Below are 17,275 nucleotides of genomic sequence, written 5' to 3' on the forward strand. Positions count from 1 at the left end.
CCTATGATATAAACGGGTGAAGTCATTATGATACATCCTCTTTTCTCTATATTTACCATTATATCAAAAATCGCCCAAAACAAAAGAGAGTAGGCATTTGAGCCTACTCTAATCTCTTCCTCTCTCTAACGAAGTGTTCTTACTTTACAGCGTCTTTCAAAGACTTGCTTGGTTTGAAACGAACAGCGTTGGAAGCTGGGATATCAATTTCTTCTTTTGTGAAAGGATTGATCCCTTTACGAGCTTTACGTTCTGTGATCATAAATTTTCCTAATCCGCTCAAATCAACAGTATCATTGTTTGCCAATGATGCTACAACTTCGTCTACGACGAATTTTACATATGTCGTTGCATCTTTCTTAGTCAAGTTGCATTCAGTAGCCAATTTTTCAGCTAAGTCTTTTTTTGTTACTACATTTGACATGAATATGTCCTCCTTTTCACGAAGAGAATCATAGCATTATCTTTTAAGAAATGCAACAACCGTTCGTTTTCAAAATCGTGGATGGATTTTTGACCGATCGCAATCAACTTCCTTCATTTTTTCATTGATTTTTTTGAGATTCAATGGCACAATGAATGAGCGCCTGCATAGTATAATGGTAATACACATCCATGGTAAGGATGAACTCGTGGTTCAATTCCGCGTGCAGGCACCACGAAATCATTAAGACGGTCTATTCCAGATCGTCTTTTTTTGATAGAATGAAGCTGATTTTTAAAGGAGAACAACATGATCAAAGCCATTTTTTTTGATTTTGACGGGACGATCCTGTCGCATTCCACAATGCGCGTTCCCGCTTCTGCCAAAAAGGCCCTCCAAGCTTTACAAAAACAAGGCATTCTTGTCATTGTCGCTACCGGACGCCATATCACCGAGATCGAAGAATTTGATTTCTGCCATGAATTTACCTTTGATGCTTATATTACACTCAATGGACAATATTGTTTTAATCAACACGAATCGATCTATTCCAACCCGGTTCCTAAAGAGGATGTACTGGCGATCTTAGAACACATCAAGGAAGATCCCTATCCTTGTGTTTTCGTAGAAAAAGATCGGCAATACATGAATTTTTATACGGACTGGGTGCGCTTGGAATACCAAAAACTCGGAACCTCTCTCCCTGAATTAGAAGACATCCAAAGAGCCGCCGATCACGATATCTATCAGCTTTCACCGTATTTGAACGATCGGCAAGAACAAGTTCTATTTGCGAAAACAAAAAATATCAAGATCGACCGCTGGACCGATTATGTCATCGACGTCCTGCCCAAAGTCGGCGGAAAAGACACGGGGATCCAAAAAGTCCTCGATTACTACGGCCTAAAAAAAGAAGAGACCATGGCCTTTGGCGATGCCTCTAACGATATCCCGATGTTTCAAGAGACCGGGATCAGCGTAGCCATGGGCAATGCCAAACCAGAAGTCAAACAAGTCGCAGATTATATCACAGATGACATTGATCAAGACGGTCTTGCTCAAGCCCTTCAACATTTTCAGCTCATAAAATAGGCGCTCCCTAGAGAACGCCTATTTCTTTTAACATCTTTTCCATGCTTTCTTTGCTTAAGCCTACGACATTCGTATAAGACCCGCGGATCTCGCTCACAAAATCACTGTCTTGGATCCCATAAGCACCGGCTTTGTCTAACACATCAAAATGTTCTAAATAATTTGTGATATCCTGCTCGGACAAAGGGCGAAACACAACGTCCGTCGTATCCACATGACACCATTTTTTGTCCTGATACAAAATACAGATTCCCGTCATGACTTGCTGGATCTTTCCGCTGAAACTTTCTAAAAAGAAACGCGCTTCTGCCAGATCTTTAGGTTTCCCATACAGTTTTCCTTCAAAAGCGACAATCGTATCCGCAGCGATCACACACGCATCCGCATGCTTGTCAAATATGGCTTTCGCCTTTTGATAAGCGACATTTTCTAAGGCCTGGCCCAAAGGCAAGGCGGGATCAAAATATTCATCGGTGTGCGATACTTTGACTTCAAAATTGACCCCAAGACTTTCTAAGATCTCTTTTCTTCGGGGTGACTGACTAGCTAATATGATGTTCATGATCAAATCCAATCGGAGCTTTCTTTCTCTGGATGTAAATTGAAAAAAGAATACACGGTACTAAAAGTACACAAACCATTACCACACAAGCGATGACCAATTGATAAAAGATCGTCTCCGGCAACATATTGATCATAAAGTCCGTGGCCGGATCCAACAGCCAGAGCTGATTATTGAAAAAGATCGTATGAAACCAAGTCCAAAACCCTGTGAAATCCGTCAGGACCCAGAATCCAAAAAGCACAAAAACGATCAGCAGACAGCCGCAGGCTTGCAGAAAGCCTTTCGTTAAATACGCCAGCGCCTTCTTTCCTTGCGAAAAACAAAAGTAAAAGAATAGGATCAATAAGCCGATAAAGGACACGATCCCAACTCGGATACAGTTCTGATACAGCGCCTTCACATCGACCATATGGTGCTTTTCCCGCTCATTAAACGTTTCCTGTTCATGATGGTCGATCGTGATTGTCGCTTCTAAAGAATCGGTATCATCGCGAATATAATCTAATAGTAAACAGATGCTGTTGTTCAGATCATCCGAAGAAACATGGAGCTGCTGCGACAGATCCATAGATTCATAACGTGTGATATAAAAATCTTCATTCAAAGCCACTGCATGAATGCTGCCCACCACACAGACAATCAACAACAGCCAGCCCCATACAAAGGCTAAGGCCCTATTCCACCGCAACAAGATCCACCTTATCCACAAAAGCCATTTCTTCGATCAGTTTCATAAATGATTGAATATCGCTTTCCAGATCACTGATATCTAAAGTAAAGCTGACATTATGGATCCCATTGATCGGAATGGTTTGGTTGATGGCCAGGATGTTGACTTGTTTGGCCGAGATCAAAGAAGAAACTTTGGACAAAGCTCCCTTTTCATTGCGCAAAGTCATCGTGATGACCGCCTTGCGGTTGTTTTGTTCCTGACTGGCCGCAAAAACGACATCCTTATATTTGTAATAAGTCCCCCGCGATATCCCGACCGCTTTGACTGCTTCTGAGATTCGTTTCGCCTTTCCCGACTGCAGAAGAGTCCGGGCTTCCATGACTTTTTCCAGGACCTCTGGAAGAATATCACTGGAAACGACATAAAACTTACTCATTTTCTACCCACGCTCCTTTACTGGCCACTCTCACTCTTCGACAAAGAATATGAGGGCTTTCCTTCTCAACCGTTTGTTTGAGTTTTTCTAATCGTTGTAAATCCATAGACAGAGCTAACATCGTGCTGCCGCTGCCGGAGATCCACATGGCCAGGTCCAGTTCCTGGCAAATGGAATGGATCGGGTCATAATCCGGGATCAATTTTTTTCGATACGGTTCATGAAGAAAATCCTGACAAGCTCTCGCAAGGATCATCTCATTTCCCACCTGCAACGCCTGAATAAAACACAAAGCATGCCCGACTTGAGAGACGGCCTCTTGATACGGCAAGCTTTGAGGCAAGATCTTGCGGGCTTCATTGGTCACGATCGGATAATCCGGAATCATAGCCAGTCCATGATACGAAGCACAAGGCACAATCATCATTCGCGGCTGCCCTTGATCCATGAAACTCGTTACCGCCTGACCAAAGATACAAGGAGCGACATTGTCTGGATGTCCTTCGATCTGCGTAGCGATCTTAAGAATCTCCATCTTATTCATCTGCGCTTCAAACCACGCATCGCAAGCCAAGATCCCCGCTACGACGCAGGTTGAAGAAGAACCGAGTCCCCGACTAAACGGAATATCCGAATCAATATCTAAATGAAAAGCCGGCATCTCTTGGTCCAGATATTGGCAAGTTGTCTGAAAGGCTTGTACGACAAGATTGTTCTTGTCGGCATATTCTTCAGGACAGCCCGTGATCTTTAATGTGTCCGATGGTTCAAAGTGAAAAGTGGCCCACCAGTCAATGGCCATGCCTAAGCTGTCAAATCCCACACAACAATTGGCACTGGTTGCCGGTACATGGACCGTGATCATAAAAGTTCCTCCATGGCTTGTTTGACTGCATCTTTCATTTCTGAAATAGAAATCACTTCTTGATGTAAGATCGGCAAGCTTTCCAATTGCGCCAGTCCCTGAGGGATTGGATCGGCACAGATCTCCTGTAATGCATGCATGGCCGATAACTCTTCTTGTCTTGGCTTTCCTAAAGCTTCTAACACATCTTGGGAAAATTTATACGGTGAAGCGGTCGCCAAGCTGACAATCGGACGCTCTTGGGCTTGTTTTGCCGTCATATAACCAATCGTGGAATGAGGATCCAATATAACCCCTTCCTTATTATATACATCACAAATTCCCTGCTTGGTTTGTTCATCATCGAAATAGGCACAGCCAAACAAAGATTGGATCTTATTCAAAAGTTCCTGGGGAATCTGATAACGTCCCGTCTTGTGCAAAGAATCCATGCACGCATTGACAAAATCCGTATCTTTCCCCGACATATAATACAGTAAACGTTCCAGATTCGAACTGATCAAGATATCCATGCTGGGAGAGATCGTCTGAATAAAATCGCGATTGCGATCATAGACCCCGGTCTGTAAGAAATCAGTCAGTACATGATTGGCATTGCTGGCGACATAAAAACGTTGAACCGGAAGCCCCATCAAATAAGCATAATATCCGGCCAAAACATCGCCAAAGTTTCCGGTAGGCACACTGAAAGAAACCTTATCTCCGAGTTGGATCTGATGATGATTGACTAAATATTTATAACTTTCAAAATAATAAACGATCTGCGGGACCAGACGTCCGATATTGATCGAATTGGCACTCGTCAACAAGATCTTCTTTTGCGAAGCTGCTTTTTCAAGATCAGAATCTAAGAAAAGTTCTTTGACCTTGCTTTGGGCATCATCGAAGTTGCCTTCCACCGCAAACACCTTCACATTGTTTCCTTTTTGCGTAGCCATTTGACGATACTGGATCTGGCTGACTTTTTGATCTGGATAGAAAACACAGATTCCGATATCTTCGACATCTTTGAATCCTTCTAAAGCCGCTTTCCCGGTATCACCGCTGGTAGCCGTCAAGATCATGGCTTTGGCATCCTCGCTCTTTAATGCGGTTTTCATCAATTGCGGCAAGAGCGTCAAGGCAACATCTTTAAAAGCACTGGTCGGTCCATGAAAAAGTTCGAGCACATAGACATCCCCGACTTTTCGGATCGGCGTGATCTCTGGTGAAGAAAAAGAATGTGCATATGCTTTCTCGATACATTCTTTTAATTCCTCATCACTAAAGTCCATCAAAAGCGGTCTAAGGATCGTGAACGCATTTTGCGGATACGATTGTCGACAAATCTGTTCAAGATCGATCTTAACTGTATCAAGGTCGTCCCAGACATAAAGTCCACCTTCTGGGGATATGCCCTCTAAAATCGCTTTTTTAGGGGAAACTCTTCTATTTTTATCGCGGGTTGAAACGTAATTTTTTTCCATAGATTCCTCCTTGAAAAACCATATACCATATGATACAATGTTCACATTCTAAAAACAAGTGTTTTCTTGAATTAAACAAGGAGGAGCTTATGAACGCAGTTTTATTGGGATATGGCACCGTCGGAAAAGGTGTAGAAATTCTATGCAAAAATGTTAAAGGACTGGATCTGAAACAAGTATTCGTCCTTCCGGAATACGAAGATCTTCCGTATTTTTCCAACGATGGAACAGGGATGGTCACTCGCGATGATATTGATATCGTCTTTGAATGCCTCAGCGGTACCGAACCATCCAATACATTGATCACGCTGGCTTTGGAACATGGCAAGCATGTCATCACTTCCAACAAGGCCACGGTTTCCCCAAACTTGGAACGTTATGTGGAAATTGCCAACCGCACAGGCGGATCGATCCAGATCGAAGCCAGCGTTGCCGGCGGGATCCCTTTTTTAGATGCGATCCTCAAACTTCAAAAGTTAGAACCGATCCGCGGATATCAGGGAATCTTTAACGGCACCTCGAACTATATCTTAGATCAGATGCAAAAGAATGGCATGGAATTATCGGTAGCTTTGAAACAAGCACAGTCCATGGGCTATGCCGAAGCCGATCCGACCAATGATATTGAAGGAATCGATGTCTTTTATAAGACGAACATCACCAATATGTTGGCCTATAACACGAAAAACGATGATCTTCGCCAGCCCATCGGGATCACACGTCTGAATACAAATGATATTCAATTAGCTAAAGAAAATGGAAAGGTCATTCGTCATATTGCCATTTCTAAACAAAAAGACAATGCGTTCGCAAGCATCATTGCCCCGGCATTCTTGCCGCAAGGGCACTATCTGGCCAATGTGCCCGATAACTACAATGCCCAATTGATCTTTGCGGATAGTTTTGATTATCTGGGCTACTTTGGACAAGGTGCCGGACAATTGGCAACCGCGCAAGCCATGCTGGCCAATGCCATTGACACGATGGACGGTCATGAACGAGAGATCGTTTTAGACCAGGAAAAGAAGATCCAGGAAGATCTCTTAAAAGTAGATTGGATCGTCCGTGCCAAAGCCGGCTGCCAGCAGGCAGACAAAGTTCAACAGATCGATGAGCAGGAGTCTTATTACTGGTTCAATCATAAAGATGCTTCTTTGATCGATCAGATCCAGGAGTGGGATCCCGAAGCGATGATTGCACTCTGGATCGAATAAATAGTAACGAGGAATCGAGCATGATAAAAATCACAAAATTTGGAGGAAGCAGCGTAGCCAACGCTAAACAATTTCAAAAAGTCAAACAGATCGTGGAAGCTGACCCTTCCCGCCGATATGTCGTAGTCAGCGCCCCAGGAAAGCGAAATTCCAGCGACAACAAGATCACTGATCTTCTGTATTTGCTGGATGCTCATCGACAATATCATGTGGATGCGAGCAATGTCTATCGCTTGATCCGGCAGCGTTTTGTCGATATCAAAACCGAACTGGGATTAAAACAGCCGATTGAAAAAGAACTGGACACTTTCTACACCAATCTGAATCAATATACCCAGGCAGAAATCGTCTCGCGCGGCGAATACTTTTGCGCTAAGCTCATGGCGGAATATCTGGGATATCAGTTTGTCGATGCGAAAGGGATCATCCGTTTTCATCTCGATAAAACCATCGATATGGAGGCCACAGCCAAGAAGCTCCAGGCAAAAATGGCACAATATGAGAACTTTGTGTTCCCTGGCTTTTACGGATCGACATCCAATAACCAGATCCAAGTTTTTTCCCGCGGCGGCGGTGACATCACCGGATCGATCCTGGCACGTTGCCTGAATGCGGACATGTATGAAAACTGGACCGATGTCAGCGGGTTTTTGATGGCCGATCCCAAGATCGTGGACCATCCGAAACAAATCACACATATCACTTATTCAGAGCTGCGTGAATTATCTTATATGGGAGCCAGCGTGCTTCATGAAGAAGCCATCTTCCCCGTTAAAGAAGTCAATATCCCGATCCATATCTTGAATACCAATCATCCTGAAGAACAAGGAACGATCATTCAAGAAAGGACTTCCATCAAAAATCCTTATGCGATCACGGGGATCGCGGGAAAAGAAGGCTTTGTTTCGATCTATGTATACAAAAAGCACATGTCCAGCGAAGTCGGCTATATCCGCAAGCTGTTATCCATTTTAGAGATGTATAACGTCAGCGTAGAACACATCCCTTCGGGCATCGACTCCTTCAGTGTCGTTGTGAATAAAAGCGATGTGCAAGAATCTCTTTATGAGATCCTGGCGCGCATTAAAAATGAATTGAAACCCGATGAGATCCATACGGAAGAAAACTTGGCCTTGATCTCTACAGTGGGTAAGAGCATGTCTGACTCTCCCGGTGTGGCCGGAAAACTCTTTAAAGCATTGGGGGACAAAAATATCAATATCCGCATGATTGCACAAAGCAGTGATGAGATCAATATCACGATCGCCGTCAAAAAAGAAGATTTCCAAGAGACGATCCGTACGATCTATGACGCTTTCGTCACAAAGGAGGAAAAATAATGTCAAAACTTACGATTGCGATTGCCGGAGCAACCGGAGCCGTTGGCCAGCAGATGCGGCAATGTTTAGAAGAAAGAAAGATCGATTGTGAACTTCGACTGTTCGCATCGCACCGCTCTGTAGGAAAAACATTCTCCTTCCAGGGAAAAGACATTGCGGTCGAAGAATTGAAGGAAGAGAGTTTTGAAAATGTCGATATCGTCTTAGGCGCAACCGAAAACGATATCACGAAACAATGGATGCCTTGGGCACAAAAACATCATGCCGTTGTCATCGATAATTCCAGCGCCTATCGTTTAGATCCTCATGTTCCTTTGGTGATTCCGGAAATCAATCCGGAAGATATCCAGAAACATCAGGGAATCATTGCCAATCCTAACTGTGCTACGATCATTGCCCTGGTCGCTTTGAATCAGCTGCATCAGGAATTCCATATTCATCGCATGATCGTTTCAACTTATCAAGCCGTTTCAGGCGCCGGGGTCAAAGGGGTACAAGATCTGGAAAACCAGGTAAAAGATCCGACGATTCCTTCCACGGCTTTCCCTTATCCGATCGCCTTTAATCTGATCCCGCAAATCGGGGACTTTGACGAGAAGGGAATCTCTAAAGAAGAATGGAAACTTCAAAATGAAAGCCGCAAGATCTGGCACGATCCCCACCTTTTGGTGAACTGTACTTGTGTCCGCGTTCCCATCTTACGCTCTCATTCCGAAAGCATTACGATCGAATGCGATCAGCCGGTGGATATCGATAAGGCACGCAAGCTCTTAGAAAACGCAAAAGGAGTCAAACTTGTCGATGATCCGCAACACCAACAATATCCGATGCCTCTGGACACTTCCGATCAAGACTTGGTCTTTGTCGGTCGTCTGCGTAAAGATCCCAGCGATCCGACCGGTCATTCTATGATCTTGTTCTGTTGCGGAGATCAGATTCGCAAAGGGGCTGCGACCAATGCCGTACAGATCCTACAGGCACTGATTCAAAAATAATCATCAAAGATCTTTCTTCGGAGAGATCTTTTTTTTGGGCACAAAAAAAGGTGGAAAATCCACCTTAATCTTCTTCCACAGAATCAATGGCCTCGATCACAATTCCGCGAAATGCATTTTTTTCCAAACTGGCGACTCCTTTGATCGTCGTACCGGCGGGAGAACAAACCGCATCTTTCATCTGACCGGGATGTTGTCCCTGTGTCAAATACAAAGAACCGGTTCCTTCGATCATGCGGGCTGCCAAGCGATACGCTTGCGCTCTAGGTAATCCATATTTCACCCCGGCATCTCCCAACGCCTCTAAATACATCGCCGTATAAGCAGGAGCACAGCCGGCAATCGTTGTCGCAATCGACAGATGCGAAGCATCGATCCACTCTACCAGGCCTATAGAACCAAAGACTTCTTCAAAAGTCTGCACTTCTTTCTGATCTAAAGAATGGGCCGATTCACTGATAAAGATCCCTTTTCCAATCGCAACAGGCGTATTGGGAATGCTGGAAATATGATGCGTTCCCGAACCCAGCATTTTTTCATAATCTTCAAAATAGACACCCGCCGCAATTGACACCACGACCTTGGATCTCAGCTGTTCTTTGACAGGTTCGATCACATCTAAAACTTGGTAAGGTTTGACCGCCAGCAAGATCCAATCGGAATTCTGGATCACCTCCAGAGAGGTTGCGAATGCCTGGACCCCAAATTTTTCGGCATTTTGCCGACAGCGATCATAATGAGCTGCACATACAGAGATCATAGAAGGATCGATCTTTCCATGTGTGATCAATCCCTGCACGATGGCTTGCGCCATGTTTCCAAAACCAATGCATCCTATCCGCATACTGATCTCCCTTAAGAATTGTATCCGTTCGGATTCATGGATTGCCATTTCCAGCTGGAAGCACACATCGCATCCAGATCATATTGCGCTTCCCATCCCAATTCTTCTTTGGCTAGATCGCATTTAGAATAACAAGTCGCAATGTCTCCGGTACGGCGCGGTTTGATCTGATAAGGCAATTCTTTGCCGCAAGCTTTGGAGAAGGCATGGATCACGTCCAAAACACTGTATCCTTTTCCAGTTCCCAAGTTATAGACTTTGCATCCGGCTTTTTCTTTGATCTTATTCAAAGCCTGAACATGTCCTTTGGCAAGATCCACGACATGAATATAGTCACGTACCCCGGTACCGTCCGGCGTATCATAATCATCGCCAAAGACACCGACGCATTCTAATTTTCCGATTGCGACTTGGGCCACATAAGGCAATAAATTGTTCGGAATGCCTTTGGGGTCTTCGCCGATCAATCCGCTCTCATGGGCTCCGATCGGATTGAAGTAACGCAATAAGATCACATTCCATTCCGGATCCGATGTATGCACATCGGTCAAGATCTGTTCTAACATCCACTTGGTCCAGCCGTAAGGATTCGTACAGATCCCTTTCGGACATTTTTCCGTGATCGGGATCTCTTGGGGATCTCCATAGACCGTGGCACTGGATGAAAAAATAATGTTCTTACAGTTGAATTCTTTCATCACAGTGATCAAATTCAACGTACCCGAAATATTGACAGTATAGTATTCGATTGGTTTTTGTACAGATTCTCCGACCGCTTTCAATCCCGCAAAGTGGATCACAGCGTCAATGGAGTTTTCCTGGAAGATCTTTCGCAAAGCTTCTTTGTCTAAAATATCTTCTTCGTAAAATTTCACTTCTTTATGTGTGATTTGTTGAATGCGCTCAATGGCCTTCTTGTTTGAGTTATAGAGATTGTCTACAACCACTACTTCATAGCCAGCTTCCAATAATTCCACACAAGTATGGCTACCAATGTAGCCGGCTCCTCCTGTAACTAAGATCTGCATAGTCTGTTCTCCTCTTTTTTTCTTATTATACAATAGTTTTAAGTTCTTGTTCCTCTTCTTTTGTCAAACGAGCGGCTTTCCACTCTCCTTGTACTCGCAGCCAGAGACAATGATGCTCCTGATCATAGCTTTCAAAGCTCGCATTGGGCCAGATTTTTCGCCATTGTTTTTGTTTGCGAATCAAAAAACTCAAGCGGAGATCTTGCGCCAATGCCTGATAGGCCAAAAGAAAGGAATCCGCATCTTTACAGCGGATGACTTTCTCTTCCTGATCGAACCCTTTGATCGTCGGCTGCTGCGACAAAACAAGTGATGTCTTCTTTTGGGCATCCCGAAAGACAAAAGGATAGATCATCGTAAAAAGATGATGACACTTTGAACATACGTGTTGAAAATAGGTCCCGTCCTTTAATCGTTTTTCAATCGTATCACTGATCCCGGCAATCGCCAAAGTATCCCTTTTGATTTGAAAAACATGCCCGCAGACCGGGCATGTGATCTCAATCATTCTTTCCTTCATAAAGGTCGTGTGACTTCTTTGAGCCAAGAAGCTTCTTGTGCATTTAAATAAGGATGGATCTTTTCATAAACTTCCTGGTGATAAGCATTTAACCATTCGATCTCATCTTGTGTCATCAAGGAAGCATCGATTCCCTCACGATCAAAAGGCACAAAGGTCAACGATTCAAAGCCCATGAACTGGCCATAGAGGTTTTGGTCTTTGGAAACGACAAGAAGTTCATTTTCATGGCGAATTCCAAAGGCCCCTTCTTGATAGACTCCTGGTTCATCACTTTGGATCATACCGGCTTCGAGTACACAGGAATCGTTTCTTTCCGGAACGATGCGCCAGCGGAATCCATTCGGTGCTTCGTGGACATTGGATAAATGTCCTACCCCATGACCGGTTCCACATTGATAATCCATCATTTGATCCCATAACGGTCCGCGCGCCAGGATATCCAGATTCAATCCGCGGCAACCATAGAGGAAAGTCGCTTTGGCGAGTCGGATATGTCCTCGCAAGGCTAAAGTAAACCAAGTTTTTTCTTCGGAAGTGATCGGTCCTAACACAAAGGTCCGCGTAATATCCGTCGTGCCTTCGATATACTGACCGCCGCTGTCCACCAATAACATGCCTTCGGGCTTTAAAACCACATCGCTTTGCGGCGTCGCACTGTAATGCATCATCGCGGCATGATCTTTATAGGCGCAGATCGTAGAAAAACTATCTTCTAAATAGTGTTCTTGTTCGGCTCTATACTTCTGCAGCCGATCTTGGGCGCTGCATTCTGTAATTGTTTCTTGCGAAACCTGATGTTTGAGCCAATACATAAATCGCGTCACGGCAACCCCGTCTTTGATATGGGCCCATTTGGTATTCTCGATCTCGGTCTCATTTTTACAGGCTTTCAATAAAATGATCGGATCTTGCGCTTCCACGAGGGGTGCCTGGATCGATAAAGCTAAGGTGCTGTTGACAAAATGCGGATCGATCAATACAGGACCCGATAAAGAAACGACATCGTGATAGATTGCTTCATAATCTTTGATCTGTACGTTTGCTTGTTCGAAGAGTTTTCTTGACTGCGCATCCAATCGGCTTTCATTGATGTAGACCGTCGCCTGTTCTCTTTCAATCGTCATATACGCTAAAGCCACCGGGAAATGAGGAATATCTCCGGCTCGCAAATTCAAGACCCAGGCAATCTCATCGATCTTGGTGATCACATGCGAACTGGCTTTCAGTTGATTCATCTCTGAACGAACCATCGCCAATTTCTGATCGATGGAGGCTCCGGCATATTTTTCTTCATAATGGAAAGTCTTCGTAGACGGCAGCGCCGGACGATCTTTCCAAATACGGGAAACCAGATCCAGACGATTCTCGATCCGGATCTTTTTTGAAGCAAATTGAGTTGAATATTGGCGATAATCTTGCAGATTGATGACTTTTCCATCAAAACCCACTGTATCTTGTTCTTGTAAATGAGTAAGAATATATTCTGAAATCGATGGTGTTTCGGGCTGCCCCATCTTCATCAGATCGATTCCGCTTCCTTCTAGTTGACTGGCCGCCTGGATAAAGTATCGGCCATCTGTCCAAAGACCCGCCTGATCCATCAAGACCACTAGGATGCCGGCGCTGCCGGTAAATCCAGACAAGTATTTCCGGCAAGCAAAGTATTCACAAACATATTCGGTATCATGATAATCGCTTGTGGGAACGATATACGCTTGGATCCCTTCTTTTTTCATTTCCTTTCGCAATGCTTGTAAACGTTCTTTGATCATATTGATTACACCTCCACATAATGAATATAGTAAGCCCAGTTCAAGATCTCGACTCCCCCATAGCTCAAGCCGGTCATGACCAGGCAAAGCCAGATGATCTTGATCGCAAACAGACCGATATTTCTTCCTTTATATGTATTTTCCAAACGCATATATTTGAATTGCGCCCATAGACAATACATCGGCAGCAAATAACAAAGTCCTTGCAGAATGACCATCATCGGAACATAGTTATGTAAAAAATAGAAAATATGAAAAACCTCTCTGGAAAATAAATCTTGGGAGAACTGCGTTGCGGCCTTCCAGGTCACAAAATCATTGAAACATCCCAAGGCGCAAAACAGCCCAAAAAAGAACATCAAAGAAATAAAGAACAGCACAGCCCCGCGATAAGCCGGTGTCATTTTTTCGCTGATGCGCTGGGTCTGTCCCAACAGACATAAAAAAGAAAGCAGGAACAAGATCCCATAAATCACAAAATGACCAGGAATCAGCCAAAAGATCAAAGAAAAGAACAAACTTGCCGCCAGGCAGGCATTCGCAATCGTATCGGTCTGATCTCTTCTTCTGCGAATTTGACGGATCCCCTTGGTCCCTAACGAAAACCAATCGGTCAGCGGTTTTAAAAATGGAGACGGTAAAAGCGCAATACCTATCGAACACAGGATCGACACAGCGCTGTATATTACGATATTGATCATAATCTCACCCTAATTTGAAAATCTTTCCTTTGTTATTGTAGAATAATTCTGGTAATAAGTCTACCAAGGAGGAAGCGATGAAATTACTCTTTATCGATGCGGATGGTACATTGCTGCACCACGAAGGATTTATCCCCGAAAGTGCTCTTAGAGCCTGCCAAAAAGCCCAGGAAAATGGACATAAGATCTGTCTTTGTACCGGACGTCAAAGAATTGAAGTTTATGGAGATATGTTGAAACTGGATTATGATGGACTGATCACAGGAAGCGGAGCGTATGTCGAAGTCAAAGGAAATGTATTGGAAGAAAAGAAGTTTTCTTTGGATCAGATTCGTTTCTTGATCCAATATTTGAATCATCATCAGATCGATGCGATCTATGAGATGAATGACGGATTGGCCGGAACATCAAAAACGAAGTATGCGATCCAAAAGCTCGTACAAAAACACTGTGGGCATTTATCTCGCCAAGATTATGAAAAACACGGGTTGGTCCAAGTTTTACATAATTTAAAAGTCTATGAAAACATTGAGCAATTGCCTGTCAACAAAATTTCTTTCTTAGAATCGGCACGTTCTTATCAACAAGTGGAAAATGATTTGAAAGCTTATTTTGATTGTGTCCCGTCCACTTTTGAACCTTTCGGCAATCAAAGCGGAGAGATCTCTGAAAAAAATATCACCAAAGCACATGGCATGGATACGTTGTTGGCGTATTATCAAACAACGCCGGAAGATGCCATTGCGATTGGTGACGGATTCAATGATCTGTGTATGTTTGAAAAAGCAAAGATCTCTGTGGCCATGGGAAATGCCGATCCGAAAGTAAAAGAAAAAGCAGATCTGGTTACCACCGATCTTTTACATGACGGGATCTTCAATGCGTTTAAAGAACTGCATCTGATTTAACGACAACAGAAGGAGAAATGGAAGTCAAACCCATTTCCCTTCTATTTTTTTGCACTTCTTCATTCATCTGACAAAGACAAGGCCAGTAATCTTCTAAAGGGACAAAACAATAGATCCCTATGGTCATCGATTGTTCCTGGATCGATTCGATCACGACCTCTTTCTGCATCGAAGAAAGGATATGTTCCCTTTGAGAATCTAACACATCATTCCCTAACTGAAAACAAAGTTCCGGATCGGTTTCAATAGAGACCGGAAAAGTGATATGGATGCGCCGATAGGGTTCTTTAGAATAATTGACCACGATTTGGCTGATGGCGGTAGAGTTGGGAACTACGATCTCCTGATGATCATAGGTGCGCAAGACTGTAAACAAGATCTCGATTCGTGTAACCGTTCCTTCCTTGTCTTCAATGCGGATCGTATCGCCAATCACAAAAGGCTTGGTAAAAAGAATCTGGATCCCGCCGGCCACATCGTTCATGGTATCTCGCAAAGCCAAAGAGATCCCTAAAGAGACCGCACTCAAAGAACCGACAATGATCGACATATCCAATCCCAGCACCGCTAAGGCGATCACGATAAAAATGATGCGAATGCTGATGGAAGCGCAAGATCCGATAAAACTCAAGGCTCCGCGGTCGTTCACATTTTGGGATAAGCGAACGATCAGTTTCTTGACAATCTTGGCCAGCAATATTCCCGCAATCACGATCACAGCCGCAATCGCTATCTTTATCAAAATATTTTCTAAATGATCAAACATGAAGATCCTCCTTTAAAAAAGAATCGGACTATGCCGATTCTAGATCTTTTTCCAATCTGGTGATTCCCATCTGGATACGAGAAAGGCTTTCTTCTTTTCCTAAGATATAGGCCACTTCGATGGCGCCGCCCGGTGTTGATTGTTTCCCCGTCAATGCGGTGCGAACCGGCCAAAGCACTTGCCCGTTTTTCATTTCTAAAGCTTCCGGCAAGGCCATCAAAAGATCGTGGATCTCTTCTTCCCTTTCCCATGAACAATCTTGCAGTACGCGATAAGCTTCTTTTAAAGCTACCAAAGCTGTTTCTTTCTTTGATTTCTGGCGTTTATGTTTATACATCTCCAAATCATAGTCTGGCAAGGCTTCAAAGAAATCAATCATTTCCGGGATCTCATTTAATGTATTGGCTCTGGACTGTACCAGTTTGGCCACTTCTTTTAGATCGATGGAACGAGTGATCGCTTCTTTTAACTTGGGTTCGATCAGCGCATAATAACGATCAAAATCCATATGTTTTAAATACTCACCATTCATCCAAGTCAGTTTATCAATATCAAAGATCGCAGGTCTTTTCGAAATACGATGGATATTGAACACCTGGATCAATTCTTCTAGCGAGTAGATCTCTTGATCTGTTTCTGGAGACCATCCTAACAATGCGATATAGTTAATAATGGCTTCGGGAAGATACCCTTTGGCAACCAGATCTTGAAAAGAGGCATCTCCATTTCGCTTTGAAAGCTTATGATGTTCATCTTTCATGACGGGCGGTACATGGACATAGGTTGGACGATCCCATCCATAAGCATCATAGATCAAATTATATTTCGGGGTACTTGATAAGTATTCATTCCCGCGAACGACATGGGTGATCTGCATCTGATGATCGTCGATGATATTCGCAAAATTATAGGTTGGGAACCCATCGGACTTGATCAAGATCTGTTCATCCAATGTATTGACATCCACTTCAATATGACCGTAGACTTCATCATCAAAGGTTGTTTCTTTGATTTCGCCGATCGTCTGACGAATCACATACGGTTCTCCGGCATCCAATTTGGCCTGGACTTCTTCAGGAGTCAAATGTTTACAAGGATCATCAAATTTAAAGGAATCCCCTTGTTCTTCCCGCTGCTTCTGAAGTTCTTCTTCGGAGCAGAAACAGTAGTGAGCACCCCCCAATTTGATCAGCTCTTCGGCATATCCTTTATACATGCCAAGACGTTGACTCTGGATATAAGGACCGTGTTCTCCTCCGATATCGGGGCCTTCGTCCCAATTCAAACCACAGTCTTTTAATGTTTTATATATGATCTCTTCAGCTCCTTCAACTTGACGCTGCTGGTCCGTATCTTCAATGCGCAAAATAAAATCGCCGTCTTCGTGTTTCGCGATCAAATACTCAAATAAAGCAGTTCTTAAATTTCCAATATGCATATATCCGGTCGGACTGGGAGCAAAACGTGTTCTAATTTTTGACATAATCTTCATCCTTTCTCGATAATCTTAAACCAAGAACTTTTTTTCTTCAATAAACAGTTGCCAAAACTCAAAAAAAAATATATTATATAAAGGCACCTTGGGGTATAGCCAAGCGGTAAGGCACCAGACTCTGAATCTGGCATTTCCATGGTTCGAATCCATGTACCCCAGCCATAGAAA

General features: G+C 43.6%; 18 protein-coding genes and 2 tRNA genes. 7 read left to right on the plus strand and 13 right to left on the minus strand.

What is annotated here, in order from left to right; genetic code table 11:
* Positions 1 to 139: 139 nt before the first annotated feature.
* On the minus strand, positions 140 to 424 hold the full coding sequence (locus Q0J48_RS03440) for an HU family DNA-binding protein (RefSeq protein WP_296241662.1): 285 nt from the start codon (positions 422 to 424) through the stop codon (positions 140 to 142).
* 161 nt (positions 425 to 585) lie between these two features.
* Here Q0J48_RS03440 and Q0J48_RS03445 point away from each other — a divergent pair.
* Positions 586 to 659, plus strand: a tRNA-Thr gene (locus Q0J48_RS03445).
* A gap of 74 nt (positions 660 to 733) precedes the next feature.
* Entirely contained in the window at positions 734 to 1,516 is a 783-nt protein-coding gene (locus tag Q0J48_RS03450) for a Cof-type HAD-IIB family hydrolase (protein WP_296241663.1), read from the plus strand.
* Positions 1,517 to 1,523: 7 nt separating this feature from the next.
* On the opposite strand, the gene Q0J48_RS03455 is transcribed toward Q0J48_RS03450, so the two are convergent.
* The 5 genes from Q0J48_RS03455 to thrC are packed head-to-tail and all read right to left on the minus strand — an operon-like array spanning position 1,524 to position 5,521.
* Complete coding sequence (locus Q0J48_RS03455) at positions 1,524 to 2,078, minus strand: nucleoside triphosphate pyrophosphatase (protein ID WP_296241665.1); 555 nt, start codon at positions 2,076 to 2,078, stop codon at positions 1,524 to 1,526.
* Entirely contained in the window at positions 2,059 to 2,769 is a 711-nt protein-coding gene (locus Q0J48_RS03460) for a TIGR01906 family membrane protein (RefSeq protein WP_296241666.1), read from the minus strand. The genes Q0J48_RS03455 and Q0J48_RS03460 overlap by 20 nt, the downstream gene beginning before the upstream one ends.
* The gene (locus Q0J48_RS03465) at positions 2,756 to 3,190 is read right to left on the minus strand and encodes an ACT domain-containing protein (RefSeq protein WP_183376765.1); all 435 of its coding nucleotides are present in this window, start codon (positions 3,188 to 3,190) and stop codon (positions 2,756 to 2,758) included. Before Q0J48_RS03465 ends, Q0J48_RS03460 begins: the two co-directional genes overlap by 14 nt.
* Positions 3,183 to 4,055 (minus strand): homoserine kinase, encoded by an 873-nt coding sequence (thrB, locus tag Q0J48_RS03470; RefSeq protein WP_296241671.1) that lies wholly within the window; start codon positions 4,053 to 4,055, stop codon positions 3,183 to 3,185. The genes Q0J48_RS03465 and thrB overlap by 8 nt, the downstream gene beginning before the upstream one ends.
* Positions 4,052 to 5,521 carry a threonine synthase gene (gene thrC / locus Q0J48_RS03475; RefSeq protein WP_296241673.1) on the minus strand — a complete coding sequence of 490 codons (1,470 nt, stop codon included), beginning with the start codon at positions 5,519 to 5,521 and terminating at the stop codon, positions 4,052 to 4,054. The genes thrB and thrC overlap by 4 nt, the downstream gene beginning before the upstream one ends.
* 89 nt (positions 5,522 to 5,610) lie before the next feature.
* On the opposite strand from thrC, the gene Q0J48_RS03480 reads away from it, so the two are divergent.
* Genes Q0J48_RS03480 through Q0J48_RS03490 form a run of 3 tightly spaced genes read left to right on the plus strand, consistent with a single transcriptional unit; the run spans position 5,611 to position 9,070 of the window.
* Complete coding sequence (locus Q0J48_RS03480; protein ID WP_296241675.1) at positions 5,611 to 6,735, plus strand: homoserine dehydrogenase; 1,125 nt, start codon at positions 5,611 to 5,613, stop codon at positions 6,733 to 6,735.
* 20 nt (positions 6,736 to 6,755) lie between these two features.
* Positions 6,756 to 8,075 carry an aspartate kinase gene (locus tag Q0J48_RS03485; RefSeq protein WP_296241677.1) on the plus strand — a complete coding sequence of 440 codons (1,320 nt, stop codon included), beginning with the start codon at positions 6,756 to 6,758 and terminating at the stop codon, positions 8,073 to 8,075.
* Positions 8,075 to 9,070 carry an aspartate-semialdehyde dehydrogenase gene (locus Q0J48_RS03490; protein WP_296241680.1) on the plus strand — a complete coding sequence of 332 codons (996 nt, stop codon included), beginning with the start codon at positions 8,075 to 8,077 and terminating at the stop codon, positions 9,068 to 9,070. The genes Q0J48_RS03485 and Q0J48_RS03490 overlap by 1 nt, the downstream gene beginning before the upstream one ends.
* A gap of 64 nt (positions 9,071 to 9,134) precedes the next feature.
* Here Q0J48_RS03490 and proC read toward each other — a convergent pair whose 3' ends face one another.
* From proC to Q0J48_RS03515, 5 genes are read right to left on the minus strand one after another with little or no spacing between them, the layout of a single operon-like run.
* A complete protein-coding gene (gene proC / locus Q0J48_RS03495; RefSeq protein WP_296241683.1) occupies positions 9,135 to 9,914 on the minus strand; it encodes a pyrroline-5-carboxylate reductase in 780 nt (259 codons plus the stop codon).
* An 11-nt stretch (positions 9,915 to 9,925) separates the two neighbouring features.
* Positions 9,926 to 10,942, minus strand: coding sequence for a UDP-glucose 4-epimerase GalE (gene galE / locus Q0J48_RS03500; protein WP_296241685.1), 1,017 nt, complete (start codon positions 10,940 to 10,942; stop codon positions 9,926 to 9,928).
* A gap of 25 nt (positions 10,943 to 10,967) precedes the next feature.
* Positions 10,968 to 11,450, minus strand: coding sequence for a CpXC domain-containing protein (locus Q0J48_RS03505; RefSeq protein WP_296241688.1), 483 nt, complete (start codon positions 11,448 to 11,450; stop codon positions 10,968 to 10,970).
* Positions 11,451 to 11,458: 8 nt separating this feature from the next.
* Positions 11,459 to 13,237, minus strand: coding sequence for an aminopeptidase P family protein (locus tag Q0J48_RS03510; protein ID WP_296241691.1), 1,779 nt, complete (start codon positions 13,235 to 13,237; stop codon positions 11,459 to 11,461).
* 5 nt (positions 13,238 to 13,242) lie between these two features.
* Positions 13,243 to 13,938: a hypothetical protein gene (locus Q0J48_RS03515; protein ID WP_296241693.1), complete on the minus strand. Its 696-nt coding sequence runs from the start codon at positions 13,936 to 13,938 to the stop codon at positions 13,243 to 13,245.
* Positions 13,939 to 14,015: 77 nt separating this feature from the next.
* Here Q0J48_RS03515 and Q0J48_RS03520 point away from each other — a divergent pair, with 77 nt between their 5' ends.
* The gene (locus Q0J48_RS03520) at positions 14,016 to 14,846 is read left to right on the plus strand and encodes an HAD family hydrolase (RefSeq protein WP_296241695.1); all 831 of its coding nucleotides are present in this window, start codon (positions 14,016 to 14,018) and stop codon (positions 14,844 to 14,846) included.
* Here Q0J48_RS03520 and Q0J48_RS03525 read toward each other — a convergent pair.
* Positions 14,824 to 15,612, minus strand: coding sequence for a mechanosensitive ion channel family protein (locus Q0J48_RS03525; protein ID WP_296241696.1), 789 nt, complete (start codon positions 15,610 to 15,612; stop codon positions 14,824 to 14,826). The two genes, Q0J48_RS03520 and Q0J48_RS03525, sit on opposite strands and share 23 nt — an antisense overlap.
* Before the next feature lie 28 nt (positions 15,613 to 15,640).
* Positions 15,641 to 17,095 (minus strand): glutamate--tRNA ligase, encoded by a 1,455-nt coding sequence (gltX, locus tag Q0J48_RS03530; RefSeq protein ID WP_296241698.1) that lies wholly within the window; start codon positions 17,093 to 17,095, stop codon positions 15,641 to 15,643.
* 98 nt (positions 17,096 to 17,193) lie between these two features.
* Between gltX and Q0J48_RS03535 the strand changes: the two genes are divergently transcribed.
* A tRNA-Gln gene (locus tag Q0J48_RS03535) sits at positions 17,194 to 17,269 on the plus strand.
* Positions 17,270 to 17,275 lie beyond the last annotated feature (6 nt).

The sequence above is a fragment of the uncultured Faecalicoccus sp. genome, assembly GCF_944325745.1.
Classification (GTDB): Bacteria; Bacillota_I; Bacilli_A; order Erysipelotrichales; family Erysipelotrichaceae; genus Faecalicoccus.